Source organism: Sporosarcina sp. Y1004, from assembly GCF_057669665.1.
In genome coordinates this window covers 1-26,555 of the sequence record NZ_JBYHFQ010000004.1, presented here as the reverse complement: position 1 = coordinate 26,555, position 26,555 = coordinate 1, and the positions used below count along the sequence as shown (strand labels likewise).

At 40.4% G+C, this 26,555-nt stretch carries 28 protein-coding genes and 1 other annotated feature (1 of these 29 running past the window's edge); of the genes, 7 read left to right on the top strand and 21 right to left on the bottom strand.

Annotated features, from left to right (window positions below):
- Positions 1-172, bottom strand: a binding site (T-box leader); it reaches 63 nt to the left of the window's first position.
- 141 nt (positions 173-313) lie between these two features.
- Positions 314-1,840, top strand: coding sequence for an N-acetylmuramoyl-L-alanine amidase family protein (locus AC25Y6_RS04100; RefSeq protein WP_488142133.1), 1,527 nt, complete (start codon positions 314-316; stop codon positions 1,838-1,840).
- Between the two features lie 128 nt (positions 1,841-1,968).
- Here AC25Y6_RS04100 and dtd read toward each other — a convergent pair whose 3' ends face one another.
- The 8 genes from dtd to AC25Y6_RS04060 all read right to left on the bottom strand — a co-directional run bounded on the left by dtd (position 1,969) and on the right by AC25Y6_RS04060 (position 11,315).
- Positions 1,969-2,409, bottom strand: a complete 441-nt coding sequence (gene dtd, locus AC25Y6_RS04095) for a D-aminoacyl-tRNA deacylase (protein ID WP_482100824.1) — start codon at positions 2,407-2,409, stop codon at positions 1,969-1,971.
- A gap of 16 nt (positions 2,410-2,425) precedes the next feature.
- A complete protein-coding gene (locus AC25Y6_RS04090) occupies positions 2,426-4,624 on the bottom strand; it encodes a RelA/SpoT family protein (RefSeq protein ID WP_482100825.1) in 2,199 nt (732 codons plus the stop codon).
- A gap of 131 nt (positions 4,625-4,755) precedes the next feature.
- Positions 4,756-5,268 (bottom strand): adenine phosphoribosyltransferase, encoded by a 513-nt coding sequence (locus AC25Y6_RS04085; protein WP_488140030.1) that lies wholly within the window; start codon positions 5,266-5,268, stop codon positions 4,756-4,758.
- Positions 5,268-7,607 (bottom strand): single-stranded-DNA-specific exonuclease RecJ, encoded by a 2,340-nt coding sequence (gene recJ / locus AC25Y6_RS04080; protein ID WP_488142132.1) that lies wholly within the window; start codon positions 7,605-7,607, stop codon positions 5,268-5,270. The genes AC25Y6_RS04085 and recJ overlap by 1 nt, the downstream gene beginning before the upstream one ends.
- Before the next feature lie 138 nt (positions 7,608-7,745).
- Positions 7,746-8,069 carry a LapA family protein gene (locus AC25Y6_RS04075; RefSeq protein ID WP_488142131.1) on the bottom strand — a complete coding sequence of 108 codons (324 nt, stop codon included), beginning with the start codon at positions 8,067-8,069 and terminating at the stop codon, positions 7,746-7,748.
- 96 nt (positions 8,070-8,165) lie between these two features.
- Complete coding sequence (secDF, locus tag AC25Y6_RS04070; RefSeq protein WP_482100829.1) at positions 8,166-10,436, bottom strand: protein translocase subunit SecDF; 2,271 nt, start codon at positions 10,434-10,436, stop codon at positions 8,166-8,168.
- Positions 10,437-10,614: 178 nt separating this feature from the next.
- A complete protein-coding gene (locus AC25Y6_RS04065) occupies positions 10,615-10,935 on the bottom strand; it encodes a post-transcriptional regulator (RefSeq protein ID WP_482100830.1) in 321 nt (106 codons plus the stop codon).
- A 242-nt stretch (positions 10,936-11,177) separates the two neighbouring features.
- Entirely contained in the window at positions 11,178-11,315 is a 138-nt protein-coding gene (locus tag AC25Y6_RS04060) for a hypothetical protein (protein ID WP_482105319.1), read from the bottom strand.
- Positions 11,316-11,600: 285 nt separating this feature from the next.
- Between AC25Y6_RS04060 and AC25Y6_RS04055 the strand changes: the two genes are divergently transcribed.
- Positions 11,601-13,148: a putative polysaccharide biosynthesis protein gene (locus AC25Y6_RS04055; protein ID WP_482105320.1), complete on the top strand. Its 1,548-nt coding sequence runs from the start codon at positions 11,601-11,603 to the stop codon at positions 13,146-13,148.
- On the opposite strand, the gene AC25Y6_RS04050 is transcribed toward AC25Y6_RS04055, so the two are convergent.
- The 7 genes from AC25Y6_RS04050 to AC25Y6_RS04020 form a co-directional block, all read right to left on the bottom strand.
- Entirely contained in the window at positions 13,142-13,783 is a 642-nt protein-coding gene (locus AC25Y6_RS04050; RefSeq protein WP_488142130.1) for a DUF421 domain-containing protein, read from the bottom strand. The two genes, AC25Y6_RS04055 and AC25Y6_RS04050, sit on opposite strands and share 7 nt — an antisense overlap.
- A 151-nt stretch (positions 13,784-13,934) precedes the next feature.
- Positions 13,935-14,201, bottom strand: coding sequence for a preprotein translocase subunit YajC (gene yajC / locus AC25Y6_RS04045; protein WP_482100834.1), 267 nt, complete (start codon positions 14,199-14,201; stop codon positions 13,935-13,937).
- A 40-nt stretch (positions 14,202-14,241) separates the two neighbouring features.
- Positions 14,242-15,381, bottom strand: a complete 1,140-nt coding sequence (gene tgt / locus AC25Y6_RS04040; protein ID WP_488142129.1) for a tRNA guanosine(34) transglycosylase Tgt — start codon at positions 15,379-15,381, stop codon at positions 14,242-14,244.
- A gap of 1 nt (position 15,382) precedes the next feature.
- Positions 15,383-16,432 carry a tRNA preQ1(34) S-adenosylmethionine ribosyltransferase-isomerase QueA gene (queA, locus tag AC25Y6_RS04035; protein ID WP_488142128.1) on the bottom strand — a complete coding sequence of 350 codons (1,050 nt, stop codon included), beginning with the start codon at positions 16,430-16,432 and terminating at the stop codon, positions 15,383-15,385.
- Positions 16,433-16,460: 28 nt separating this feature from the next.
- Positions 16,461-17,471, bottom strand: a complete 1,011-nt coding sequence (gene ruvB / locus AC25Y6_RS04030) for a Holliday junction branch migration DNA helicase RuvB (protein ID WP_482100837.1) — start codon at positions 17,469-17,471, stop codon at positions 16,461-16,463.
- 32 nt (positions 17,472-17,503) lie between these two features.
- Positions 17,504-18,109, bottom strand: a complete 606-nt coding sequence (gene ruvA / locus AC25Y6_RS04025; RefSeq protein ID WP_482105322.1) for a Holliday junction branch migration protein RuvA — start codon at positions 18,107-18,109, stop codon at positions 17,504-17,506.
- Between the two features lie 176 nt (positions 18,110-18,285).
- Entirely contained in the window at positions 18,286-19,494 is a 1,209-nt protein-coding gene (locus AC25Y6_RS04020; RefSeq protein ID WP_488142127.1) for an ATP-binding protein, read from the bottom strand.
- Between the two features lie 947 nt (positions 19,495-20,441).
- On the opposite strand from AC25Y6_RS04020, the gene AC25Y6_RS04015 reads away from it, so the two are divergent.
- The 5 genes from AC25Y6_RS04015 (at position 20,442) to AC25Y6_RS03995 (ending at position 23,942) form a co-directional block, all read left to right on the top strand.
- Positions 20,442-20,606 carry a hypothetical protein gene (locus tag AC25Y6_RS04015; protein WP_488142126.1) on the top strand — a complete coding sequence of 55 codons (165 nt, stop codon included), beginning with the start codon at positions 20,442-20,444 and terminating at the stop codon, positions 20,604-20,606.
- 248 nt (positions 20,607-20,854) lie between these two features.
- Positions 20,855-22,147 (top strand): FtsK/SpoIIIE domain-containing protein, encoded by a 1,293-nt coding sequence (locus tag AC25Y6_RS04010; protein WP_488142125.1) that lies wholly within the window; start codon positions 20,855-20,857, stop codon positions 22,145-22,147.
- Positions 22,101-22,691, top strand: a complete 591-nt coding sequence (locus AC25Y6_RS04005) for a replication-relaxation family protein (protein WP_488142124.1) — start codon at positions 22,101-22,103, stop codon at positions 22,689-22,691. The genes AC25Y6_RS04010 and AC25Y6_RS04005 overlap by 47 nt, the downstream gene beginning before the upstream one ends.
- Before the next feature lie 14 nt (positions 22,692-22,705).
- Positions 22,706-23,263 (top strand): hypothetical protein, encoded by a 558-nt coding sequence (locus tag AC25Y6_RS04000; RefSeq protein ID WP_488142123.1) that lies wholly within the window; start codon positions 22,706-22,708, stop codon positions 23,261-23,263.
- 109 nt (positions 23,264-23,372) lie between these two features.
- Positions 23,373-23,942: a DUF5067 domain-containing protein gene (locus tag AC25Y6_RS03995; protein WP_488142122.1), complete on the top strand. Its 570-nt coding sequence runs from the start codon at positions 23,373-23,375 to the stop codon at positions 23,940-23,942.
- A 379-nt stretch (positions 23,943-24,321) separates the two neighbouring features.
- Here AC25Y6_RS03995 and AC25Y6_RS03990 read toward each other — a convergent pair whose 3' ends face one another.
- The 6 genes from AC25Y6_RS03990 to AC25Y6_RS03965 form a co-directional block, all read right to left on the bottom strand.
- The gene (locus AC25Y6_RS03990) at positions 24,322-24,501 is read right to left on the bottom strand and encodes a hypothetical protein (protein ID WP_488142121.1); all 180 of its coding nucleotides are present in this window, start codon (positions 24,499-24,501) and stop codon (positions 24,322-24,324) included.
- 210 nt (positions 24,502-24,711) lie between these two features.
- Positions 24,712-25,002: a YolD-like family protein gene (locus tag AC25Y6_RS03985; RefSeq protein ID WP_488142218.1), complete on the bottom strand. Its 291-nt coding sequence runs from the start codon at positions 25,000-25,002 to the stop codon at positions 24,712-24,714.
- A 45-nt stretch (positions 25,003-25,047) separates the two neighbouring features.
- Entirely contained in the window at positions 25,048-25,311 is a 264-nt protein-coding gene (locus AC25Y6_RS03980) for a YolD-like family protein (protein WP_482103515.1), read from the bottom strand.
- A gap of 5 nt (positions 25,312-25,316) precedes the next feature.
- On the bottom strand, positions 25,317-25,691 hold the full coding sequence (locus AC25Y6_RS03975) for a YhjD family protein (RefSeq protein WP_488142120.1): 375 nt from the start codon (positions 25,689-25,691) through the stop codon (positions 25,317-25,319).
- Positions 25,692-25,694: 3 nt separating this feature from the next.
- Positions 25,695-25,916: a transcriptional regulator gene (locus AC25Y6_RS03970; RefSeq protein ID WP_488142119.1), complete on the bottom strand. Its 222-nt coding sequence runs from the start codon at positions 25,914-25,916 to the stop codon at positions 25,695-25,697.
- A gap of 199 nt (positions 25,917-26,115) precedes the next feature.
- A complete protein-coding gene (locus AC25Y6_RS03965) occupies positions 26,116-26,448 on the bottom strand; it encodes a hypothetical protein (protein ID WP_488142118.1) in 333 nt (110 codons plus the stop codon).
- Between the last annotated feature and the right edge of the window lie 107 nt (positions 26,449-26,555).

Here is a 26,555-nt window from a genome sequence, read left to right as displayed (position 1 = left end):
CTTTAAATCCGGATAACGGCCGGTTCCGTCTGTACCTACTGAAAACGAGTTCGTTCAGTACAGAGCCTCGATGGTGTTATTCATTGTAAATTCCTGTAGGGTGGATTTCAGCCACGTCCGCCCCTCTCTAGTCAGTCAATTATACAAATACTTTCCATGTCTTCGGTAAAATTATTCTTAGTAGTAACATGTGATTTAAATTGTGAATTAAACATCATCTTAAAGTTTCTGCACCATATAGTCAACCTTTTTCGTTTAATTGTAGTTTTTTTGAGTGTAAACTTCTACAATAGATTATAGGGAGGATGATAATTTGTCTAAAGCAAGCAAATGGTTGATAGCATTCATACTTTTATTCAGCGTATTTCAAGACATTCCAACGACTTATGCCGAAACTGAATCTGTAGTAGTCGATGCAAAATCGCTTCACATCCGCTCAGGGCCTGGACTTACATATTCTGTGACGGGTTCATTGAACAAGGGTGAGCCAGTCGATGTATTATCCACATCGGGAGATTGGTATGAAATTCAACATGGCACAAGTACAGGGTGGATAGCTTCTTGGCTGACAGTCTCAGCAAATCAATCTAGCGGGACAAGTACTGTAGTCGTTTCACGTGTCGACCAGTTAAATATGAGGTCTAGTCCATCCATTGGGTCTGCAGTACTAGAACGTCTTGCTGCAGGAGATGAAGCGATTATGACTGGTAGCGATGGCGAGTGGGCTTCTATTACATTTAACGGAATTAGCGGTTGGGTACATACGGACTACATTACAGAAGTGATTGACCAAACGACAACAGCTGCACCTGTAGAACAGACTTCATCACCTGAATTGTTTACCGTTTCGGTTGGTGCCCTCAATGTTAGAAAGAATGCGGATCTATCTTCTAAACGTGTTGGCCTTATTCATGAAGGTGAATCATTTGCAATTAAAGAGGTCAATGGAAATTGGGTACGAATTTTACTTAAAGATGATCAACAAGGCTGGGTGTATTCATTCCACGGTACATTATCTTCTAATGCCAAACAAATATCCGATGAGAATGACTTAGGAAAAGTGACCATTCTTTCTAATGGGACCAATATCCGTCAAGATGCGACGACATCATCACAAATTGCCACACGAGCAGATGCAGGAGAAAAGTTTTCAATTCGAAAAGAAGACGGAGACTGGTATGAAATTTCTCTACCGACTGGAGAATCTGCTTTTGTAGCAAAATGGGTTGTTTCAACAGACGTTGAATCATCCTCAATAGAACCCGTAATGAAAGAAACGAAGGCACGTGTTCCAGGTACGTTAAAGGGTGTAACGATTGTCATTGATCCAGGCCATGGCGGTAACGACCGGGGGACTACAGGTACACGTGGGACAGACGAAAAGGATATTACAATACTCACGTCCGATCTCCTTGCAGCCAAGTTAAAAGCGGCTGGCGCGAAAGTTGTAACCACACGTGAAACGGACACGTATGTATCATTACGAAAACGTGTCGCCGTGAGCAGTCAGTATAATGCAGACGCTTTTATTAGTCTGCATTATGACGCGAATCCCGACCCCAGTATTGCAGGTTTCACAACGTACTACACACATTCACATCAGCAAGCACTTGCTCACGCAGTCAATGAAGGACTTGCCTCTTCAGTAAACCTGCGAGACCGGGGATCACAACCAGGAGATTTCCTAGTTCTCCGTGAAAATAGGCAAAATGCTATTTTGATAGAACTTGGTTTTCTATCAAATTCAGCAGAGGAACGGACAGTTACGAGTGATATGTTCCGTGAACAGGCAACGCACGGGATCTACAAAGGACTACTGGACTACTTTAATGGAAATTAAGTAAAAAACGGTAATAGCCGGTACACTGATGAAAAACCTGCATGGTAAAATGCAACATGTTATAAATGTATTAGAATACTAAACATAGAAAAAGGACTTTCCTCAACCAGGAAAGTCCTTTTTCTATGTTATTTCGAATCAATAATAAGCGTTACTGGGCCATTGTTAACAAGTTCGACATCCATCATTTCTCCAAATACACCTGTCTGAACGACTAGACCCTCTTCTGCTATTTTGCGATTAAAGTATTCCCATAGCGGTTTTGCCTGGTCCGGTCTTGCTGCATCAGTAAAACTTGGACGGCGTCCTTTTTTCACATTCGCAAACAAAGTAAATTGGGATATCGATAGAATATCTCCGCCCACTTCAAGTATAGAATGATTCATCTTACCTTCGCCGTCTTCCCATAAACGCAGTTCTGCGATTTTCTTCGCCAGATAATCGGCGTCCTGTTCAGTGTCCGAATGGGTTACGCCTACTAGGAGGACATAACCCTTTTCGATTGAACCCGTCGTCTCACCGTTGACACGGACAGTGGCTGGACCCGATCTCTGCAGCGTGATTCTCATGTATTACACCTTCCAATCAATTAATGACACGTTGCACGGAATAGATATCACGAATTTGTTTGATCCGATCTACGATTCTTTGCAAATGTGTGATATCAGTAATTTTAATCGTCATATGAATTCGAGCGATCTTGTCACGGTCTGCTTTGCCACTCACAGCTACCATGGGTGTTTTCGTATCAGCAACAACCATCATGACCTCATTTAACAGACCTTGCCGATCAAATGCCGACACTTCGATATCAACCAAAAACTCTTTCCTTGTGTTAGAAGGTCCAACTGCCCATTCAACATCGATAATTCGGTCATTATCATTATCATCAACAATGATATTTGGGCAGTCACCACGGTGAACAGAAACGCCTCGGCCTTTTGTGATAAAGCCTACAATTCCATCGCCCGGTACTGGGTTACAACACTTTGAAAGCCTGATTAGTAAATTATCTATACCTTTAACAATAACACCTGACTCAGTCATTTTTTCAGGTTGTGGTGTTTTCATATCTGAAACGATTTTATCTATTGTGTCTTGTTGTTCTCGTACTTTTCGTAATTTTTCTGCTAGCCGATTGACAACTTGCTGAGCAGTAATACCGTTGAATCCCACGGCCCCATACATGTCCTCTTCAGAAGTAAAACTAAATTTCTCAATTGTACGTTTTATATTTTCTATCGAAAGCACTTCTTTTAAATCGTACTCTTGCGATTTAATTTCCTTTTCAATCATTTCCCGACCTTTTAGGATATTTTCTTCCCGAAGTTGTTTTTTGAAAAACTGTCGTATTTTATTTTTCGCTTGAGAGGTATTTGCGATTTTTAACCAATCACGACTTGGTCCAAATGATTGTTTCGAAGTTAAAATCTCGATGATATCACCCGTAAACAATTCAGCATCCAGAGGCACCATTTTGCCGTTAACTTTCGCACCAATTGTCCGATTCCCAATTTCAGAATGGACGCGATAAGCAAAATCAATCGGGACTGACCCTGCAGGTAGTTCTATTACATCCCCATCAGGCGTAAATACATAAACCATATCCGAGAACAAATCGAATTTTAACGACTCCATGAATTCCTCGGCGTTAGAAGATTCGTTTTGAAATTCAAGTATTTCTCTAAACCAAGTCAATTTCGAATCAATATCACTTGGATGATCAGTCAGCGATTTTCCTTCTTTATATGCCCAGTGAGCAGCGACACCGAATTCGGCAATTTTATGCATCTCTTCGGTCCGGATTTGTACTTCGAGCGGGTCACCTGCAGGACCTACAACAGTCGTATGCAGTGACTGATATAAATTTTGCTTAGGCATCGCAATGTAGTCTTTGAACCTCCCAGGCATGGGTTTCCATAGCGTATGGATAATACCTAGCACAGCGTAACAATCTTTAATGCTTGAAACTAGAATTCTCACTGCCAACAGATCATAAATTTCGTTAAATTCTTTTTTCTGAACGACCATCTTCCGGTAGATGGAATAGAGATGCTTGGGACGGCCCGATAAATCTGCATCAATTTCCATTTCTCCGATTTCCAACTTAACCTGTTCCATTACGTTTGCTAAATAGTTTTCTCGCTCTACGCGTTTGCGTTTCATCATATTGACGATTCGATAATATTGTTGTGGGTTTAAGTAGCGCAATGCTGTATCTTCCAATTCCCACTTAATGGCTGAGATTCCAAGGCGATGCGCAAGTGGTGCAAATATTTCCAAAGTTTCCGCCGCAACCCGGCGTTGCTTTTCTTCAGGTACATGTTTCAGTGTTCTCATATTATGAAGACGGTCCGCCAACTTGATGAGAATGACACGAATATCTTGGGCCATCGCTACAAACATCTTCCGGTGGTTTTCCGCTTGTTTTTCTTCTTTAGATTTATATTGTAATTTTTCGAGTTTCGTTACACCGTCGACAAGCATTGCTACTTCTTCGCCAAAATCACGAATAATATCTTCCCTGCTTACATTTGTATCTTCTACAACATCATGAAGAAATCCGGCTGCAACTGTCGAAGGGTCCATTTGCAATTCGGCAAGAATACCTGCAACTTGAACAGGATGAATAATATACGCTTCACCTGAACTCCTATGCTGGCCCTCGTGCGAAGTCTTTGCTGCCTCATATGCTTTTTTGACGAACGAAACGTGTTCTTCATTCATATAGGAGGCGACGAGGGAGAATATTTCTTCCGCCGTCATGTCACGATTTTTCGCCATATTATTACCCCTTCCGACCTTATCCGCAAAAATGATAGTATTCCTATTGTATGTATAAACCTATGCATATGTAAAGGGTTGTGATATAAAGATATAAAAAAATCCCCCGCCAGTCGTGCGGAGGATTGTTTTTAATAGGTGATCAAAGAACGCATATTATATCCTTGTAGCCTTTCACGGCCGTCTAGATAAGATAACTCTATGATAAAGGCACAACCTGCAACGACGCCTCCAAGCTTTTCAACAAGCTCAACAGTTGCACCAACTGTGCCGCCTGTTGCAAGAAGATCGTCAACTATCAATACACGTTGGCCAGGTTTGATGGCGTCTTTATGTATCGTTAAGGTATCTTTTCCATATTCGAGATCATATTCGACTTCAATCGTTTCCCTAGGCAACTTTCCAGGTTTACGAACTGGCGCAAAGCCTACTTCTAATGCATAAGCCACTGGACAACCGATGATGAATCCCCGTGCTTCAGGACCGACAATAATGTCTGTTTCGACTTCTTTCGCAAATTTGACGATTTCATCCGTTGCGAATTTATAAGCCTGACCATTATCCATGATTGTTGAAATATCCTTAAAGCTAATTCCCTTTTTAGGATAGTCCGGTACAATCGTTACATATTCTTTCAAATCCATTATTGTTCCTCCCTGTCGACAGTTCCATTTCGCACAGTATCGAACCATTTTTTCAATTCCGAATAAGGCGCGAACAGCAGTCTTTTTTCTAGCTCAATCTGACGCTCACGCTCTTTGTAAGATGGCGCATCGGTCAAATCCCGTTTGCCAACCGTCTCCATGACGGAAGCAAAACCATCCTCAATCTTAACAAATCCTAGCTCAGAAAACACCTTTGACATAAAATAAACCGAATCTTTTTTCCACGCTTTGTGTTTTGTAAGCTGTTCACCATTATTTACGATATCGAATTTCTCGCGTTTTTTCAAAAAACTGTAATACCACCCAAATTGCTCACGGCTTGGTAAACCATCAAAATACCTAGATTCAGGCGCGTGAAAATGTGCATAGATTCGATCCGGATCGACCGAAACAATAAGGTTTTCTAGCTGAATTGCTTCGTCTGGAATATCAAGTAATACCAGATTCTCTGCCTTTTCAATCGTTTCATGCCCGAGGAGAGTAATTGGTATCCCTTTCATGGACGACTGAAAATGAATCACTGTTTGTTTATGGAATGCAGCAAAAAATGTATCCTTGAGAGGAATAGTAGGAAGCCACCTAGCCGCTTCGCGCACGCCGCGCAAGTCGAATAATTGCCATTCATCAGATTTGATATCCCCGATTAATAGTTGTGGCTTTTTATTTCCATTCCATTCATTCACCTGTAAATCACCTGTAACCGATAGTTTAACGCCTGGCGTCAGCTGATCGGCAATATGACCGAGCCCAAATCCGATGGCATCCAGTGAAAGATTACTTTCGGCCAATTCAAGTTTCATATGGTTTTTTGCCGCTCCGATTTTCCTTACCGTTTTGGCAGTTAAATCTTCAAGCATATAGACAGGTTTTTCAAATCCCATGCCAAATGGACGAAGCAGTTCCAAGGATTCTAGAACACTAACATCGATTTCACTTAGCGAAAGCGGTACATCGATTCGCACTCCTGGAATAAGCATTTCTCCTGTTAGCACAAGCTCAGCTTGCTTGTTGAGATTTTCACGTAGCGTACCAACATCTTTGCTAGCTAAAGACATGCCGGCCGCCATTTGATGACCTCCAAAATGAGGAAGAAGGTGGGCATTTTTCGAGAGCTCTACAAACATGTCAAACCCCGCGATACTTCTCGCAGATCCTTTCGCAATTCCTGAATCCGTGTCAAGAGACAAGACGATAGAAGGGCGATAATACTTTTCCGTCAAGCGTGAAGCTACAATACCGACAACACCTGAATTCCATCCTTCTCCGCAAATGACGAATACGTGCGGCATTGTCTCGCCGTACATCTTCACAATCATTTCCTCTGCTCCAACAGCTATTTCCGAAACAATGGCTTGTCGTTCTTTGTTAAGCGAATCGAGTTCATTTGCTAATGCTGAAGCGACTGCAGGATCTTCTGTTTTCAATAGTTCCACTGCTGGAGAAGCATCTCCTAGACGCCCTGCTGCATTCAGGCGGGGTCCAATCATGAATCCAATTGACTCCTCTGAAAGTGTTGCTTGTTCAGTGCCTGCAACTCGTGTGAGCGCCTGGATTGCGGGACGCTTTGACACACGCATTTGTCTGATACCCTCTTTAACAAAATACCTGTTTTCTCCGTGAAGCGGTACCAAGTCTGCAACTGTACCAATTGCGACTAGTTCAATTAAATCCTGTGGTACTTCTCCGAGTAAAGCGCATGCCAGTTTAAACGCTACTCCAACACCTGCAAGTTCGCCAAACGGGTATGCGCCATCGGGATGCCGTGGATGAATGATTACATCTGCTACAGGCATCACCTCACCTATTTCGTGGTGATCCGTAATAATAATGTCTATCCCTAGCGATTTTGCATAGGCAATCTCTTCCACTCCAGAAATCCCGTTATCAACCGTAATAATTAGAGAAGCTCCTATTTCATAAAGCTCGAGGAATAAATCTTTATTTGGCCCGTAACCATGTTCGAAACGGTCAGGTATTGCAAAGAACACATCTGCCTTCAGCCGCTCCAATGCAGTTGTTAAAACAGTAACACTTGTCACACCATCGGCGTCATAATCCCCGTACACTGCTATTTTTTTGTTTGCAGCAATAGCTGTTTTTATCAGCGAGACTGCTTTGTCCATATCGTGAAATAAGAAAGGATCGTGCATACTGGATGCATCCATATGTAAAAAGGCTTTCGCTTCTTCTGAATTTCCTAATCCTCGTGAAGCTAATATTTTTGCCTGGACAGAAGATAAACCAAGATCATTCATCAACGAAGTTACCTGTTGTTCGTCCGGCCGTTCCACTTTCCACCTTTTCATTGATTCAATCAAAATCTCTCACATCCTCAGTTTCATTATAGCGGATGCGCTTCTACTCTAAAAGAAAAGACTATTTTAAACAGAAAGAAGAGCATCTATCGAGGTAAGGATACCAGGATGATGCTCCAATTTCAGACTTTTATGTCCATTCTACATTTCCTTGCTGGATGGCAGTGCAGTATACTTTTGCAGTTCTGCTATTTCGTTCTGTTGTGTTGCAATCGTTAATTCTTTCAAAGTCATTTCTTTCTGAAGGACTTTAATGCGTCGAGTTGATTGAAACGAGAGAAACATCGCGAATAGTCCGCTGACCGCAGCACCTAGGAGAGCTGAAAAAAGAATGACAAGGACGAGTGGCCATTGTGCGACCCCAAAAACATAATTAACCGGAACTGCATCTACGTTGAAAACAGCAAAAACGGCAATAATAATGGCAAATAAAAGACCTAGAAGCAAGTTCCATTGAAACTTCATAGGACAGTTCTCCTTTCATAAAAAAATATAAAAACAGGGTATACAGTTGAGTGTATACCCTGTTTCATGATTATCTGAAACTTTACCTTGTATTATTTATACGACAGGTTCGTCTGAGCCCCATTTTTTCTTTGTATCCTCAACTTTAATGGCGCCTTTTTTTCTCATTTCACGCTTTTTCAGGTCAAACCAGATTTGAGCGGAGATGAAAATCGAAGAATAAGTTCCTGCAAACAATCCAATCAGAAGTGCGATTGAGAAAGTCCGAATCGATTCTGCACCGAATAGCATAAGTGCTACTACAACAAAGACGACTGTGAGTACCGTATTAACAGAACGTCCAAGCGTCTGGCGCAATGATCTGTTTACGATATCCGCAAGTTCTGCTACATCATCGATGCGTCCGCGGTGGTTGATATTTTCTCGGATCCTGTCAAATGTCACAATCGTGTCATTGATGGAGTAACCGACAATGGTCAACACTGCGGCGATGAAGGTGATGTCGACTTCTAGGCGCAAAATACTGATCACAGCTACCATGAAGAAAACATCATGGAAAAGACCGATAATGGTCGCGACCCCCATACGCCATTCGAAACGAAATGCAACGTAAATGACGATACCAAGCATAGCAATAAGCAACGATGTTATTGCATTTTTCACGAGTTCCTTACCGACTGTGTCTGAAACCGTCGAGATATTCGGTTCAGAACCAAATTCGGCGGCAAGATCCACTTTTAGCTTGTTGACTTCTTCTTGATTAAACTCATCTTTGTAACGCATAACACCCATATTTCCTGTATCACCGGAAATGACGATATCATCTGTTGGGTGTCCGATTTCATCCAAATACGAAGATATTTCTTCGGTCTTCAAGGGGTGGTCAGCAAGTACTTCAACGCGCGTACCACTTGAGAAATCAATTCCAAGATTCAACTTGAAAATACCTAGCACAACTGCACCGCTAATTAACAATACGGCAGAAATAGCATAAAACTTTTTACGTGTTTGGACAAAATCGAATCGGTCAAATTTCGTCGTAAGATCCAATGTTTCAATTTGTTCTTCAGGTGCATGAACCTTATTTTTCGAAATACCGAACAATGCTGGTTTGCCATCAAATACGCCACTATTGACTAATAGCCCTAAGAATATGCGTGATCCCCATACTGCTGTTAAGAAGCTGGTTAGTATACTGATGATAAGGATTAGCGCGAAACCTTTTACAGAGCTTGTCCCAAGATAGAATAGGACTAATGCTGCAATAATGGTCGTAATATTTGCATCAAGAATGGCTGAGAATGATGATTTTGCACCCGCCATGAACGAGGTCTTGATGGATTTGCCAACACGCAATTCCTCACGTATTCTTTCATACATTAAGATATTTGCATCTACGGCCATTCCGACCCCGAGCATAAGTGCCGCAATTCCTGGCAAAGTCAGTACACCATTAATAAGTGTGAATACAAGCAATATGATGAAAATATAAATCGTTAATGTAATAACTGCCACTAAACCAGGCAAACGGTAATAGACGAGCATGAAAATAAAGATAAGTGAGATACCAATAATTCCAGCGTAAATCGTCTTGTTAAGTGCCTGTTCACCGAACTGTGCACCGACCGAAGTAGAATATACCTCTTCTAGATGTACGGGCAATGCTCCTGCGTTTAAAATTCCCGCAAGGTTTTTCGTTTCTTCCACGGTGAATGATCCAGATATTTCAACGTCTGAAGAATTTATTGGATTCGCTACATAAGGTGCAGATACGAATTTAGGTTTCTCTTTTGTGACTTCCTCTTTAAAAGAATCTTCACCTTCTACGAAATCGAGCCAAATTACCATTACATTTTCCGGCTTTTTCTGTGCAATCTTCGTCGTGACTTCACCGAATTTAGTCGGGGATTTCATTTCAAGCGTAACAACTGGATTGTTGGTTTCCCCAAAGTTCGCTTTGGCTTTTCCTTCCTTCAAGTCGTTACCGTCAAGAAGAAGATTGTCATCCGCATCCCTGAAAGTTAGATTCGCCTGCGTTGACAGGAGTTCCCGTGCAGATTCCTGATCTTCAACCCCTGCAAGCTGAACACGAATACGATTATTCGATTCAATTTGAATACTTGGTTCACTAACTCCGAGTACGTCTATCCTGTTCGAAAGCGCATTCGCAGTATCTTTAACCATTTCTTCAGTTATTGGCTTCCCATCTTCCTTCAATGGTTCAACTTGATAAAGAACTTCAAAACCACCCTGTAAATCAAGGCCCAATTTTACATCTTTCACTATCGGACTAGTAGTCGTTCCAATCGTCAAGCCAAAAAAGACGACTAATAATAGAAAGGCTACGATCCGTCCTCTTCTTTTCATAATCCCATTTCCCCCTCTAAATATGGAGTGCAGCTGTACTCATTCTACCTATGTACATACTCCGAGAATAGCTACAGCGCCTATGCAACAACTAGGCGCCGTAGACTAACCAATTAAATATATAATATATCTATTATGAAACACGGCCAATCATGTGTCAAATGGTCGAATAGTAGTATTATAACTTCTTTTTCGATTTGTGTGGTGTAAGAAGTATTTGTAGTTCGTCACTGTTCAAATCTGAAAACCAGTTTGAACCGCGTTGTTCTTCAATCTGAGTATACGTCATAAACTCAGCAGGTGAGATTTTTAGGATCCCATTCGCAATTTCATGCAGTCCCATTTTCTCTATATCATTCTTACGCCATTTTTTTTTGACACAAAACGTCCAAATATCCGCAGCGGTTACTGTCGTGTACCCATAGAGATGAAACTCAGTCTTTTTACTATCTATTGCAGGTAGCATGTGATCAAATAGTTGTCTGAATTGCGTGGTCATATTCCCCATTCCTCTCCTGGGCAGTCGTAAGGATGTATATTTCCGCATACGTTTAGTGTATGATATACCGTTTTAACGATTTTTTGAACGCCTTCTTTAGGGGTTTTATCTTCTATATTCTAACTCATTGCACCTATATATACACGCGTTTTCGTTAGTAAGTTAGATTTAAAAAATAAAATAAAAACACCGTCCTGTTTTGAACGATGTTTTTACATGAATTCTCTTTTAGAAAACGATAATTATTGACTATTGTCTTCTTGTTGCTCTGTAGGTTCTTCAGATGGGTCCGGCTCATCTTCATCCACACCGTTGCAGCCGAACAAAAGCCCTGCTGATAAAATAACTGACATTAGTGCAAAACTTTGTTTTTGCTTCATCTTAATCCCTCCAATCTGTATCTACTTTTGTTACTATTTCCTGCTTCTAGAAAAGTATTCATACAACGTCAATAATCTTTTTTCGTTCGATCAATATTTCAATCGGTTCACTTTGCAACGAGTCAATGAAAATATGTCCTTCAGTTTACGCATATAAGTAGGTTAGCGACAGGGATGGTAGCTTGCTGAATCTTTAATCTAATATGTATATTATTTTACAGCATAAAAACATTGATATGACAGTATTTAATGGATGGATTTCTACATATGTTTGAGGTATACGAAATGACTGGAATTAAGAAGGAGTTGCTTACATTGTCTTCATTCATCCGTGGAACTGTCGTTCTGATGGTTGCCGTATTTCTAACTAAGCTTTTAGGATTTGTTTTCCGGATCCAATTTATGCGGATTGCCGGTGAAGAGGCCGTGGGTGTTTACATGACAGCTTACCCCGCTTTCATCTTCTTTCTATCGCTCGTCCAGTTAGGTGTGCCGATTGCCATAGCAAAAGTAATCGCCGAGCTTGAAGCGAAAGGGCAATCCATAAAAATCGCTTCCGTAATGAAAACCGCTTCCCTCATCACAATTTTGACGGGGACTGTTTTCATTCCAGCTTCCATCTTATTTGTACCTTATCTATCGGAGACACTTCTCGGTAATTCTGCTTCTTCAATGACATTATATGTTGGAATTGCCATTGTTCCCATTGCAGCAATTGGCGGCTTAATCCGCGGCTATTTCCAAGGAATCGCACGGATTGAGGAAACAGCCTGGTCGCAAATTATCGAACAATTATGCCGTATCGTCCTAATTACAGGACTATTGCCGCAGCTGCTTTCATCTGATAATACGGCGATGAATGCTGCCTATGCAATGGGAATTACGTTATTGGCGGAAGTCCTTTCTGTCTTGTATTTACTGTTTAAATACAGACAACAACAAAAACGGGGTCCAAAACAGACTGGGAAAGTAAAACGCTATCCAATGGAACCCCTTCTAGCCATTGCCCTGCCTTCTTCTGGCAGCCGGTTATTTGGGACGTTTACTTGGTTTCTTGAACCTATTATTTTTCTTCGTGCTCTTTCTTTTTCAGGAGTTACCGTCATAGCCGCAACTTCACTATATGGAATAGTATCGGGCGTTCTTGTTCCGTTACTCCTTTTCCCCGCCTTCATCCCATATGCATTATCAGTCGTCCTGGTACCCGCTGTCAGCGGAGCAGTTGCATCGGGCAATACGAGCAAGTTGAAAGAACGGATTCATCTGTCACTCCGCTTATCCGCATTGACAGGTACTGTTGCAGCCGCAGTTTTTTTCATACATGGAGAGGAGATGGCCGTAAAGCTGTTCCATGTTACCCAAGGGGCATCCTATATGGCTCTTCTAGCTCCAGTTTTTTTCTTTTATTATATTCAAGGCCCTCTTTACTCCATTTTACAAGCAACAGGGGATGCCAAAGCAGGAATGATGAACTCCGTATACGGCGGCATTGCAAAATTGGCAGTCATGTTCATACTTGCATCCCAGCCAGGGCTACAGGTGACAGGAGCTGTCCTTGCCATAGGATTCGGTGTGCTAATCACATCATTTCTACATATCGCTACGCTACGTAAAAACAAATCAACTGCAACTGGTTTCACTATGTTCGCCTTGCCTTATGCTTCATTCATCATGACATGCATTATGCGGCCAATCTTTATTCCGATTGGAGATTTTGGTTTAATAACGGAATGTGCAATAACAACCCTCTTTTTATTAGTAATTCTAATTTTAACTGGCCAAGTTAAGAAGAGCGATTTATTCTTATTCAAGAGGCTTTTGAAAAGTTATTGATACTCAACTTTTAGTTGAAACTTCAGTTGCTCATTTTCATATGAACAGTAAAAGATTTTATCAATTTCATTCACACCGAGCTGCTTAAGTCCCTCTAAAAGCCATGCATCTGTTTTTCCAATGAGCTCTAAATGTCTAGTTTGAATTACACCATCAGAAATAAGGGAAAGCACTGGTTGGATATCGTCATGTACAAAAACGGAGAGATTCCCCGACGGCTCTAAATAAGCAAACGAAACTTCATGAACGGAACCTATTTGCTGCTCGCGAAGTTGCTGAAACAAATCATCAAGATTGTAACGTTGTTTCCTCATTTCCCGTTCCAATATTTGCCCATGTCTAATAATAAGTGTCGGTTCACCATCAACAATGTCTCTGAATCTCTTACTTTTCAATGAAAAATAAGAAGAAACAAGTTGGATAATTAAAAGAACAATCATGGGTAGAATGGAGTGACTCAGTTTTGCATCGGGGGATTCTAGAGCAACTGCTGCAACTTCAGCCATAATTATGAAGACAACTACGTCGATAACGCCTAACTCGCCGACTTCCCTTTTCCCCATGATACGCAAGATGATCAAAATGAGTATATAAAGGAACACCGTTCGAAAAACGATGGTCAGAAATTCAGACATAAAGATCCTCCCTTTTTAAGACAGCTTGCCCTTTATGCTTGTACAAATATACATGAAAACTATGTAAAAAGAAGCGATTATCTGAACGGGAAAATGCCCGTCAAATAATCGCTTCTTGTTTTTTTAAAAAACCACTTAAGCTTCAGTGTGATTAAATCGAAGTCGTTACTCGACCTACTGCTTGTCTGTCGAACTGCAACGTAGTACCTTCAGATACTTTAAGGAAAACCGATGAATCATCTACAGCGTCAATTGTACCGTGAATTCCACCGATTGTGATGACTTTATCTCCACGTTTCAAATCTGATTGCATTTGTTTCGTCGCTTTTTGTTTCTTCTGTGCTGGTCTGATTAACAAAAACCACATCACTGCGAACATCGCAACGAATGGTAATAATTGTACTAATCCTCCACTCATATAAATAGCCCCCTTTCAATCAAGATTAATTATACAAGATTTAAAAGTTTTTTGCATTCGGTTTATTAAATCCGTAGCTTTCAAAAAACTCTTCACGGAAATCTCCGAGACGATCTTGGCGAATTGCTTCCCTTACTTGCTCCATTAAATTAAGAAGAAAATGAAGGTTATGATAAGAAGTCAGCCTGATACCGAATGTTTCATCTGCTCTGATCAGATGCCTAATATAAGCCCGACTGTAGGTTTTACATACATGACAGCTGCAATTTTCATCAAGTGGACGGAAATCCCTTTCAAATTTCGCATTACGGATGTTCAAACGCCCTTCACTCGTCATGAGCGTACCGTTTCGCGCTATGCGTGTTGGTAGGACACAGTCGAACATATCAATACCGCGGATTGCGCCGTCAATGAGTGAATCAGGAGAACCTACACCCATCAGGTAACGTGGCTTGTCCGATGGCAGAAGAGGTGTCGTGTGTTCCAGAATACGGTTCATGATATCCTTCGGCTCGCCAACGGAAAGTCCGCCGATCGCATAACCTGGGAAATCAAGTGACACAAGGTCCTTTGCACTTTGCGCGCGCAGATCCTCAAATTCGCCTCCTTGCACAATTCCGAACAGTGCCTGATCATTTGGACGTGCATGTGCCCCTAGACACCTTTCAGCCCATCTAGACGTTCGTTCAACGCTTGCTTTCATATATTCACGCGTAGCAGGGAATGGCGGACATTCATCGAATGCCATCATAATATCTGCGCCTAATGAATTTTGGATTTCCATTGCTTTTTCGGGACTTAGAAAGAGTTTACTGCCATTTAAATGGTGTCTGAAATGGACGCCTTCTTCTTTAATCTTGCGGAATTCGCTCAATGAAAACACTTGGTAGCCGCCTGAATCAGTTAGAATCGGTCTATCCCAATTCATGAACTTATGTAGACCCCCTGCTTCTTCCACGATATCCTGCCCTGGACGCAACCATAGATGGTATGTGTTACTCAAAATAATACCCGCTCCGACTTCCTTCAGTTCTTCAGGAGACATTGTCTTAACGGTTGCCTGCGTACCCACAGGCATGAATGCTGGTGTTTCAAATGATCCGTGCGGTGTGTGGACGATTCCAAGACGAGCCCCGGTCTGTTTACATGTTTTTATATGTTCATATGTGACTGCTGACATTTTATAGTTCCTTCCTTTGTGACGGTTTGATGAACATTGCATCTCCAAAGCTAAAGAAGCGATATTTCTCCGCAACCGCTCGATTGTATGCTGCAAGTATATGGTCCTTCGTTGATAAAGCTGAAATTAGCATGATTAATGTAGACTTAGGTAAATGGAAATTAGTTACAAGGCCATCTAAAATACTAAATTGATAACCCGGGAAAATAAAAATGGATGTCCATCCGCTTGAAGATACGATTTTACCATGATTAGCTGATGCTATGGTCTCCAAAGTTCTAGCAGATGTCGTACCGACCGCTATGACACGTCCTCCAGACTCTTTTACCTGGTTAATGGCATCCGCTGCTTGTTCGGTCACATGATAATATTCGGAATGCATTGTATGTTCCTCAATCGTATCTGCACTGACAGGACGGAATGTGCCTAAACCAACATGCAGTGTGATGAATGCAATGTTCACTCCTTTATTCCTAATGCTATCCAGAATTTCATCCGTGAAATGAAGTCCTGCCGTCGGTGCCGCGGCGGATCCCCGTTCTTTCGCAAACACAGTTTGATAGCGTGCCTGATCATCAAGCTTTTCAGTAATATAAGGTGGTAAAGGCATTTCGCCAAGGGCATCTAGAATTTCATAAAAAATCCCTTCGTAACGGAATTTAAATGCCCGTCCGCCCGTTTCCATAACACCGGTGCATGTTGCAGTTAAACGTCCGTCACCAAATGTGACAATTGTTCCAAGCTTCACACGTTTCGCGGGTTTTACAAGTGTTTCCCACTCATCATCTCCTGTTTGTTTCAGGAGTAAAACTTCAATCATGGCTCCAGTTTCTTCTTTAACACCCATTAACCTTGCAGGCAGTACGCGCGTGTCATTCAGAACGAGCATGTCTCCAGCTTCGAGTTCATCAAGAAGGTCCCGGAAATGACGATGCTCCACTTCCCCAGTTTCACTGTCGAGAACCATCAGGCGGCTTGCTGTACGGTCTAGTAGCGGTGTTTGCGCTATCAAGTTATCTGGTAGTTCGAAATCGAATTCATTTACATCCATCTACATATATTCTCCCTTTATAAGTAAGTTAAAATTCATGATGCTCCGGAATCGAATATCCGAAATGTTCATAAGCAAGACGAGTTGCAACCCGTCCGCGTGGTGTACGCTGAATAAAACCTATTTGCAGCAGATACGGTTCATAGACATCCTCTATCGTCACAGATTCCTCACCAATACTAGCCGATATCGTATCGATGCCTACGGGTCCCCCTCTGAAGCGCTCAATCATTCCTGCCAGTAACTTATGATCGATGTGGTCAAGCCCCCTGGAATCGACCTGAAGCATTTCGAGTGCTTCATTCGCCATATCTAAAGTAATGCTACCGTTACCCCTGACTTGTGCGTAATCGCGTACACGACGCAACAGTCGGTTCGCAATTCTCGGAGTACCGCGAGACCTGCGGGCGATTTCAACAGCTGCCAGACCGTCTATTGAAACTTCAAATAGACCTGCACTACGAATGACGATTTCTTTAAGTGGTTCAACATCATAATACTCAAGTCGGAGCGGAACACCAAATCTGTCGCGCAAAGGCGCAGACAATGCTCCGGCACGTGTTGTTGCACCAATCAGAGTGAATGGCGGCAAATCAAGCCTAATTGACCGTGCAGATGGCCCTTTCCCAACAACGATATCTAGACAAAAGTCTTCCATTGCGGGATATAGCACCTCTTCAATCGCGCGATTCAACCTATGTATTTCATCGATGAATAGCACATCCCCTGGCTCAAGGGATGAAACGACTGCCGCTAGATCACCAGGGCGTTCAATAGCAGGTCCGCTAGTCATTCGAATATTGACGCCCATTTCATTGGCAATAACGGTTGCGAGCGTCGTTTTCCCTAAACCAGGCGGTCCATATAATAAGACATGGTCTAAACTTTCGCTTCGGCCTCTTGCCGCTTCAATGAAAATACTGAGATTTTCCTTCACTTTTTCCTGTCCGATATACTGACTTAGAAATTGTGGTCTGAGTGATTGTTCAAAGCGCTCATCGAAATCCGATACTTCTCCCGAAATAACACGTTCCTCCATTGTCCACCCTCCTTTCTCTCATTGATAAAAATTTAAGTCTGTTTCAGAAGTAACCGAAGTGCCAACTTCATATAACCTTCAGTATCATGCTCTTCTTGTTCTAATTTTGATTTTATTTTTGTCAGTTCGCGCTGTGAATAACCGAGTGCTTCCAATGCGAGTAAGGCTTCATCAAGTGCTCCATTCTCCGCCATCGTCAGTAGTGTGACATCATCCTCGGGCATGTCCATTGCATTAAATAAATCATACAATTTCCCTTTCAGATCTAGAATCATCTGTCGAGCAGTCTTTTTCCCCACTCCGGGAAATTGAATTAGGAAAGTCTCGTCTTCACGTTCGATGGCACCAATAACTTGTGATGGAATACCGCTTGCGAGTATTGCAAGGGCCCCTTTAGGTCCGATACCTGAAACGGTAATTAGCTTTTTAAATAACTCCCGCTGTTCAAGTGTTTTGAAGCCAAGGAGCAGTTGGATGTCTTCACGAACATGCAAATAAGTGAACACTTGCTGAATATCTTCAGTTTTATGAAAAGCGTATGGATTCGGCGTTGCAATAAGCCAACCAATTCCACCTTGTTCAAGTGTGATATGTTCAGGAGTCACACGTGTGACCTGCCCTTTTATGTAGTCGTACAAACTTCTCTCCCCCTATATATATTAACCAATTATACCATACGAACGCACCTTCTACCTTTAACAGGAGTCGTTTTGCAAAAGAAAAGATGGCCGCTTTGTCGGCGGCCACCGGTTGTACAGTCGTTTTTAGCAGATTACATATATCATAGCAAGTACCTCGTTTTTAATCAATGAAGTTATACGGGTATGGAAATCAGAAAAGTGGTTCCTTTTCCGACACTGCTTTCCACCTTGATTTCCCCATTCAAATGCCTAATTGTACTATAAACCATTAGCATGCCAAGGCCTGTCCCCTTTTCTTTTGTAGAATAATAAGGTATTCCCAATTGAGAAATTCCTTGTTTCGTCATACCAATTCCGCTGTCTTTAACAGTGATCAGTATATTCTTTTTGTATTCCGATATATCGACTTGAAGAGTTCCCCCATTTTGTTGCATCGACTCAATCCCATTTTTGAATAAATTAATGAGGCATTGTTGAATTTGATTCGCATCATAATTCCTTTTTAATGTGTTGGTAAAACGTACTTGGATATCGACTTGGTTCATCTTGGCGTAAGGATGCATAATGTTTTCCACGTATTCAACTTCTTTTCTAAAATCAGAAAAAACCATACTTTCTCCTTGTGGTTTCGAAAACATCAGAAAATCACTAACTATCTGTTCTGCCCGATTCAATTCCTTTATTGAAAAATCAATATATGTTTTTTCATTGGATGTAATTGTTTTCGATTCGTTTAACAGCTGCAGGAAGCCATTCGTAACAGTTAAAGGATTTCTAATTTCGTGGGCTATGCTAGCCGATAAATCACTTATGTCATTCAGTCTTTCTGAACGCAAATACAATTCCCGCTTTTTAATATTAGTAATAATTTTTTCGACGATAGACACGATAATAAATACCACAACGAGGTGAGTGGTTATATAAAAGAGCACTAATGTCCAATACTCAATGGTTAGCTTTGGGAAAACAAAACTTAATGTAAAAAAATAAAAAGAAAATACTGATACACCGGTAACTGTTGCACAAAAAACTCTTTTATGTGAGGACTGACGTATGAAATAACTATGCAATAAAGGAATCACTAGAAAAATGAGAGTGGAGAAAATGAGTGATTGATAAATCCCCTCTCCGCCGATGATAAACCGGTAAGCATTTAAAACGAGGTATAGTGGAAAAACCATCTTATACCCACCGTAAAGAGCTACAATTATAAACGGAATATATCTCAAATCTATGATGTATCCTTGATCTAATTTAATAGGGAATGCCATGCATAATATGAGGGAAACAGCCGAAAGCGAAACGAGTATGTATTTATTGGAATTCGTTAACTTATCTTCAAAGAAAATTAAGGCCGTTAAAACCGGAAATAGTAAAAACAAGAAATTTAACAATATTGTTTCTATCAAGCCAAACTTCCTTCCTGACTTTCATCAATTTACATTCTTCATTGAAATTGTACACTATGGAACGACGCTAGTGTATATAATTCAATCACTCTAAAAAAAATATCCATCCACCAATCTTGCTTAGTGGATGGATATTACTATGAATCAAAATTAATCTTTCAATTCTGCATTATGGTAAACGTCTTGAACGTCGTCGTTATCTTCAAGGACTTCTAGCATTAAACGTTGATATGACAAGGTTTCCATTCAATTATCCCGTACAAATATTGTTAGATACATCATAGCAAAGTAAGTCATATAAATCAACGCTAGTGATAGATATATCTTAAGTTAAGATGAGTTCCTTCTATTAATATAAGCAAGTGTACTTGGCTCATCAATCGGACATCCCCGGTAAGAACGTAGTCTCTCCCCCCATCTTATATTCTTCTATATAATGACCGTATACGTAACACCTTTTCTCCATAAAAAAATCACCTCGATATATTTCTATCGTGATGATCAATGCAAATCATAAAATACATATTTTATTCTAGTTCACTTTCGCATTGGAAAGAATACTCTTCGAAGGTTGAATTCGCTATAGTCATATGAAATCCGTTGATTTCTATATATGGAGACGGCGGGATTCGCCACCCACGTTATTACCTGTTTATTAAAAGTCATTTATAGTAACGATTTATCGAAAACTAAACGCAGGTACTTTCGATTAATATTAACGTTTTGTATGCCAGGAAGTATGCCACGACTTTACATGGAGGAGGCTTAAATGTCCCCTCTTTTTTTTTTACATAATGAAATAAAGCAGTTAATACTTTTTATTACTTTTTATTAATGGACAGGCATCATCTTTATCTTCCCAACATATGGTGATAAGGAGTAGTAAAAAGTAATAAAAAGAGATAAAGGAGGGCTGCGAAATGGAAGCAAAGAAAACAACAATAAATATTCAAGCGAAGCTGAATCCCGAAATCGATGCCGATTTAATCGAAGAAATTGAAAAGATACCCAAACGTGATCGAAGTCGTACTTATCGTGAAGCCTTGCGGTTTTATTTCAAACACCTCAAATTGAATGGAGGATAATGCTACCTGATCCATTGCTCGATTAACTTCCCGTCGCGTTGCCTTATGAAGCACTTTGACAACTAAACAACGTTAAATATTTGCTTTCAGTGTTGTTCCATTTCAATTTCCCATTCGGCAGACGAACTGGATACTTAAAAGATCAAGCGCCGCATGGGTTGACTTCGCTTTTCCTGTCTACCCGATAAGTTAAGCTCTTACTACGTAAGAGAACCCTGTGGTGTTGATCTTAAAGGAGGAATGAAGAAATGATATTCGAAATCATGACCACTGGAGTCATGGGTGGTATTGCGTTGAAAGCTTATGTGAAAAAGAAAGGATTAGCGACCAATGATTCTGGAAAAATCCAGCGAATTATTTCGTTGAGTGGCTTAAATGTAAAGGATGGAAAAGATACTTTGACAACTCAGCTTATACGCAAAAAAAATTATGACTGGGGATGGGAATATAAATATCGTTTGCCCCTCGGTAGAAGCTTTGAAGACTATCGGAATAAACAAAGCATCTTGGAAGATGGGTTAAACAATAGGCGACAACGTCTATCGTTTGCTGACTTGAAAGATTTACAATTAGATGCAAATATCATTGATAATTTGAAAACGTTATGGACTAACAAACTGATCGAAAAGAAGGAATTGGAATTGTCATTTGATGGACTACTGACTCTAAGAGTCTATGATGAACCAATGCCTACACAAGTCCCCTTTCAAGTTGGTGAGGGATGGTCTGTCCCTGTTGGAGTGGCAAGGGAAAAGAATGAGTTCAAGTTTCACGACTTTGAAAAGATAAGTCATCTCGCGCTCGGGGGATCCACAAGGTACGGAAAAAGTAATTTCATTAATTCAATGATTGTTAGTCTGGTACAAAGCAAACCAGAGGACGTCAAACTCTTCCTCATCGACTTAAAAGGTGGAGTAGAACTATGCGACTACGAGAACATCAAACAGACTGTATCCATTGCATACGAGCCACACGAAGCTCTAGAGACATTGCAACTAGCCTACGACCAGATGAGACAGGTGCAAACTAGAATGAGGTCTTTAGGCAAAAAGAACGTGCAAGAAGCAGGAATAAAGGAAAGATATTTTGTCATCATAGATGAGGTTGGTGAATTAAATCCGTCAGAAGCAATCGGTAAAGAAGATAAGGATTTGAAGTTGAAATGTCAAATCCTTATGAGTCAGATTGCTCGTTTAGGAGCAGGATTAGGATTTAGGCAGATACTAGCTACCCAATACCCTACTGGTGACGTGATTCCAAGACAATGTAAACAGAACTCAGACGCTAAACTTTCATTTAGAGTTCAATCTGCTGTAGCTTCGAGGGTAGTATTGGATGAGGTAGGTGCTGAGAATCTTCCACAAATTAAAGGTAGAGCCATATATCAGACTGCCGATAAGCGTGAAATATTGCAGACTCCTTTAATCACATCCGAAGTTATCCGCGCTACTATCGCCCCTTATACGGAAGAAAAAGTGAAGGAGGTTGTGACAATTGAGCGATCGCGAAGAACGGATACTGTTGTTATTGAAGAAATTTGATTTTATGACGCGCGATCAATTAAACCGCTACTTTAAATTCGGGACGGTGCGAAATACAAATCGGATTCTAAGCGGCTTGAACGGTTACCTCAAAAGTACGCGCATCGGATATGCAACGATTTATTACTTATCCAAATCCGGCAAAAACTATGTAGACTGCGAAAAAATCCGCAAGGTTGACGGTCATATCCGGCATGCCATTATGCGAAACGATGTATGGCTTTTTAACGATTGTCCTCCTAAGTGGAAAAATGAAACGAGAGTTTCGGACGGAACCGCTACCGTCATTGTGGACGCCATGTTTACAGACGCATGGGATCGCAAGCATTTTCTCGAAGTTGACCACAAACAATCTATGAGCGAAAACAGAAAAAAGATTAAGCGTTATAAGGAACTGTACCAAAACGGATTGATTGAGGAAAAGTTCGGGCATTATCCTACCATCGTGTGGTTAACAACGACCGAACATCGTAGAAAACAACTCAAAGAGGGATGTGAAGGTTTACCTGTTGTCATGGTTTACACAATAGAAGACATTAAATAAAAGGAGGAAGATAAATGACTAGAAGAAAACTCGATTTCGAGGTTGTTCCAGAGCGAAATTATACAGATTTCAGCGATAGAATGGAAGGTAAATACGCAATGAGCAATAAGGCAATGGTGGGAATTGGAGTATCTACTGCTGCCGCTATAACCGCATATGGGATTCACGCTACCAAGTCTGTTCCTGCATACGCTGCCGCACCAACCTTACCTACACCCGAACTCGCACCCACTCTCACACCAACAATCGAACCCCTAAACGTACTAGCAAACTCCCCCACTATCCCCGTCTATTCCATGGAATCTATGACTCCTGAAGTGATACCAACTGGATTTATTGCTGAAGGTTCGATGGCAATGCTAACTACTGTCCTAGATCCTTTAATACAAATACTCGTCGCCATTAGTTTTCCTATCGCAAGTGTAATCATGGTAGGAGCCTGTTTCTTCTTTATGTTAGGCAACAGCGAAAAGGCTTGGCAAACTATCTTTAATGCCGGGTTAGGTTATGTATTGGTTCAGATGTCACCTTTATTCTTGAAGATACTCCAAGAAATCGGCAAGGCTGTTTGAATGGATGATGAATAATGGAGAGTAGCTATCTCCCTTTACATCCACATATAGCCAATCCATGTTAAATGTCGTACCATAGAACTATTACATCTATTAGGAGGAATATATTTTGAAGAAACTTATCGGATTTTCACTATTATCAATAGTACTTGTATTAGCTGCATGCGGAGAAGATAGCACGAAGGATGAAACGCCAAAAGAAGATACTCAAACACCTGTACCCTCTGACAAAACAGATACAAAAAAAGAGGAAAAAAGTAAAGATGTTTATTTTAAAGATAATGAAGCAAAATTAGTCGATTTAAAAATAAACATTACCGAAACAAAAGTAATTCAAGTAGGAGAAAAAGGTAATGAATATGGCGAAAAACCAGTATTCGCAATCTGGTACGATGCAACAAACTTAAGCGATAAAGACATCGATCCAATAACGGCTTGGATAGCTGTTTTTACAGCTATTCAAGACAACAATCCAAATGCCGTTAATGAAATATCTGTAGGTTCAGCACCTGATGACAGATTTTTAGATACACAGTTAGAAACAATCAAAAAGGATGGTACTGTAGAAAACGCTATTGCTTACGAGTTGGATGATTTAGAAACGCCTGTCACATTAGTTGCTAACCAAGGTTACTCAGGCGACGAATTAGGCCGACAAGACTATGAGATAAAACAATAAACTGCAAACAAACAACGACCTTTCCCTTATCGGATTGGTCGTTTTAATTTCCCATCATAATGCAAAAAATCACCTTCTCATTTGAGTTGATGGCTTTTCACATTTACTTTTTATTCTTCAACTTTTCGAGCAAGCTGCTTACTTTTTCTTTCATGTCATGAGTTTCTTCTATATAAGACTTCAAATTCATATCTCGCTTCTGAACTACTAATTAAACGATGCCGCCTTCAGCGATTTCGATATTAATTTCGGTAGCAGGAATGAGTAATTGGTTTTCTTCGTTCTGATGATCTAAGAACACATATTGACCTTCTTCAATCCGATCGATACCATAGGTAGTAGCTGAGGAGGCATATGCCCCCTCTTTTCTATTTCACAGTTATCTGATAAGTACTGCGTGATCTATTTTTTTAGTTACAATTGTAATAGAAGATAGTTCTTCACTAAAAATCTCCATTTTAACAACAAACTCTTTCCACCTGCGAATAGCGTCTTCTGAATTTTTTGCCTGAACGACAAAATCAGTACCAGCATGCGTAATATTATAAAAATCACCCATAAATTCGCAGCGGTCACAAATTGGTTCATCTTCATCTTCTAAGATTTAAAAAATATCACTCTCGCTGAAAGCAACCCCACATTTTAAGCATTTCATATTATCCACCTCCTCCTATTGTCATAATTCGACGAATAGTGAGATAGTCCTTCTATAATTCCTATAAATATCGACATTAAAAAGACCAAACCTGAATAGAATTGGTCTTTGTTTTTATTCCTTACATTGTGCGCTGACTATATCTGAAAACGGAATCCTCTCGAGTTCACAGGGGTTATGGAGCACAATACACCTAGACCGCACATCAATTACTTCCACTATGGCTCCGCGTGTCATAATCTTGCCGTCCTTCCAGGTCTTAATTAACGTTTGGCATTTACGTTTATACGCTACTTCGATTTCTTCCTGTATAGCTTGTAACTCCCACTCACCGAGTTCTGGACGCTCTTCGTAATGATCCTCATCCATCCAATTTCTCAATGCAACTATATGCTCTGGTAGCATCATAGCAGTTCATTTCTGTGTTCCTCTATCGCGATTTTTATCTACTCAATTCACACTCACGATATTATTCATGTTGATTTTTATGTTTTCATAACCTACTTGCAATGTCAATTTACCTTGTTGGCCATCAACTTCTTTCACGATTCCTGTAACTGATTCATACCTCTTTTGGGCATAAATTGTAATTTCAACCTCTACGCCGAATTCTGTTGATTCACCGATTCTCTCGCCAATTTCAAGAAAGTCGGTTTCTGTTAGTTTTGGGCCTGCCACAACCTTTGATTTTGGCGGTTTCGGAATTGCTGTCATTTATATCATCCTTTCAGAATTGGGATATCTACTTTGGCAAAGTACACACTTATTAATTCTTCAGTTCGATTGCGCAGCCTGACGTTTAAATAACGACGAAGATCTTCGTATCCGCCATGGATAAATGCATACTCGGTGAATGAACCATCTTTTCCTTTCTTAATAACCTTCATATTTCTTCTTCGCGCATACATATTTGTTTCTTTTAATTCTGCACGTACAGTCTTAAGCGTACTTTCAACGATATTGATATAAGGTTCTTTTAATTTGAATGAACTAATTTCAATCACTTGCCGGTCTCTTTCTAAAATGCTTATTATCATCGGCAAATAAATCATATTCTCGAAATGTGGTATTGCTTCTCCAGGGATTAACGCCACGACTTAAATCACCAGACTCTCCTTAGATGTGACGGGAACAAGTACCAGCACGTTATCAATTGTAAAAGTACGCTTGGATTTACGTAGAAAACAGAATGCACGGAACGATACCTCACCGACCTGTAGTGCTTTGATTCTTCGTTTGCTGATCGAACCATCTTTCGCGATGTACATCATATCTAGGGACTCGTTATATTCCATCGACTTAACTAATTGGTTGTGCACGTTTGTTCCCTCCTTTTTCATTAGTATATCGAACGATTGTTCTCATTGCAACTGGATAGTAGAAAGTATTAAATATTACCAAATAACCTATGGTACGTATTATTTGGGCAAATAAAAAAGACCGTCGATTGACGATCCCCTCTTGTTGAACTAAGCACCCGTTAGCTTAATAAGGCGATTTACAAATATTAGTCTAAAATTACTTCTTTACTCGTACGGTTAACACTCTCCATAGATATAGTAATAGCTTAAAAAACCAATAAAACAGAAAAAAATTAAGCAATAATCCCAAAGAACTAAAGGTAAAAACCCATCCACCACGATATACAAAACCCTCAGCAGGAAAACCAAAGAAATGATTCCCGTTACCATCGACTTGATAACCAATTGTAGGTATGAGTGCAAAAATAACAGTTGAAATAAGACTTAAAAGATATAATTTCTTTTTAGTGGAGTTCATTTTATTTTTGGGGCTTAATAAGCTAACTAATACTAATACAATTAACCCAAAGAGTAATAATAAATTCACCATTTCTATCCCTCCTTAAATCACACTTTACCATAAGTATCCAAAATACTTCTTATTCAACTAACCTCCCTCTATAAACATTGATGTATCAACGGCTTACACTACTTCAT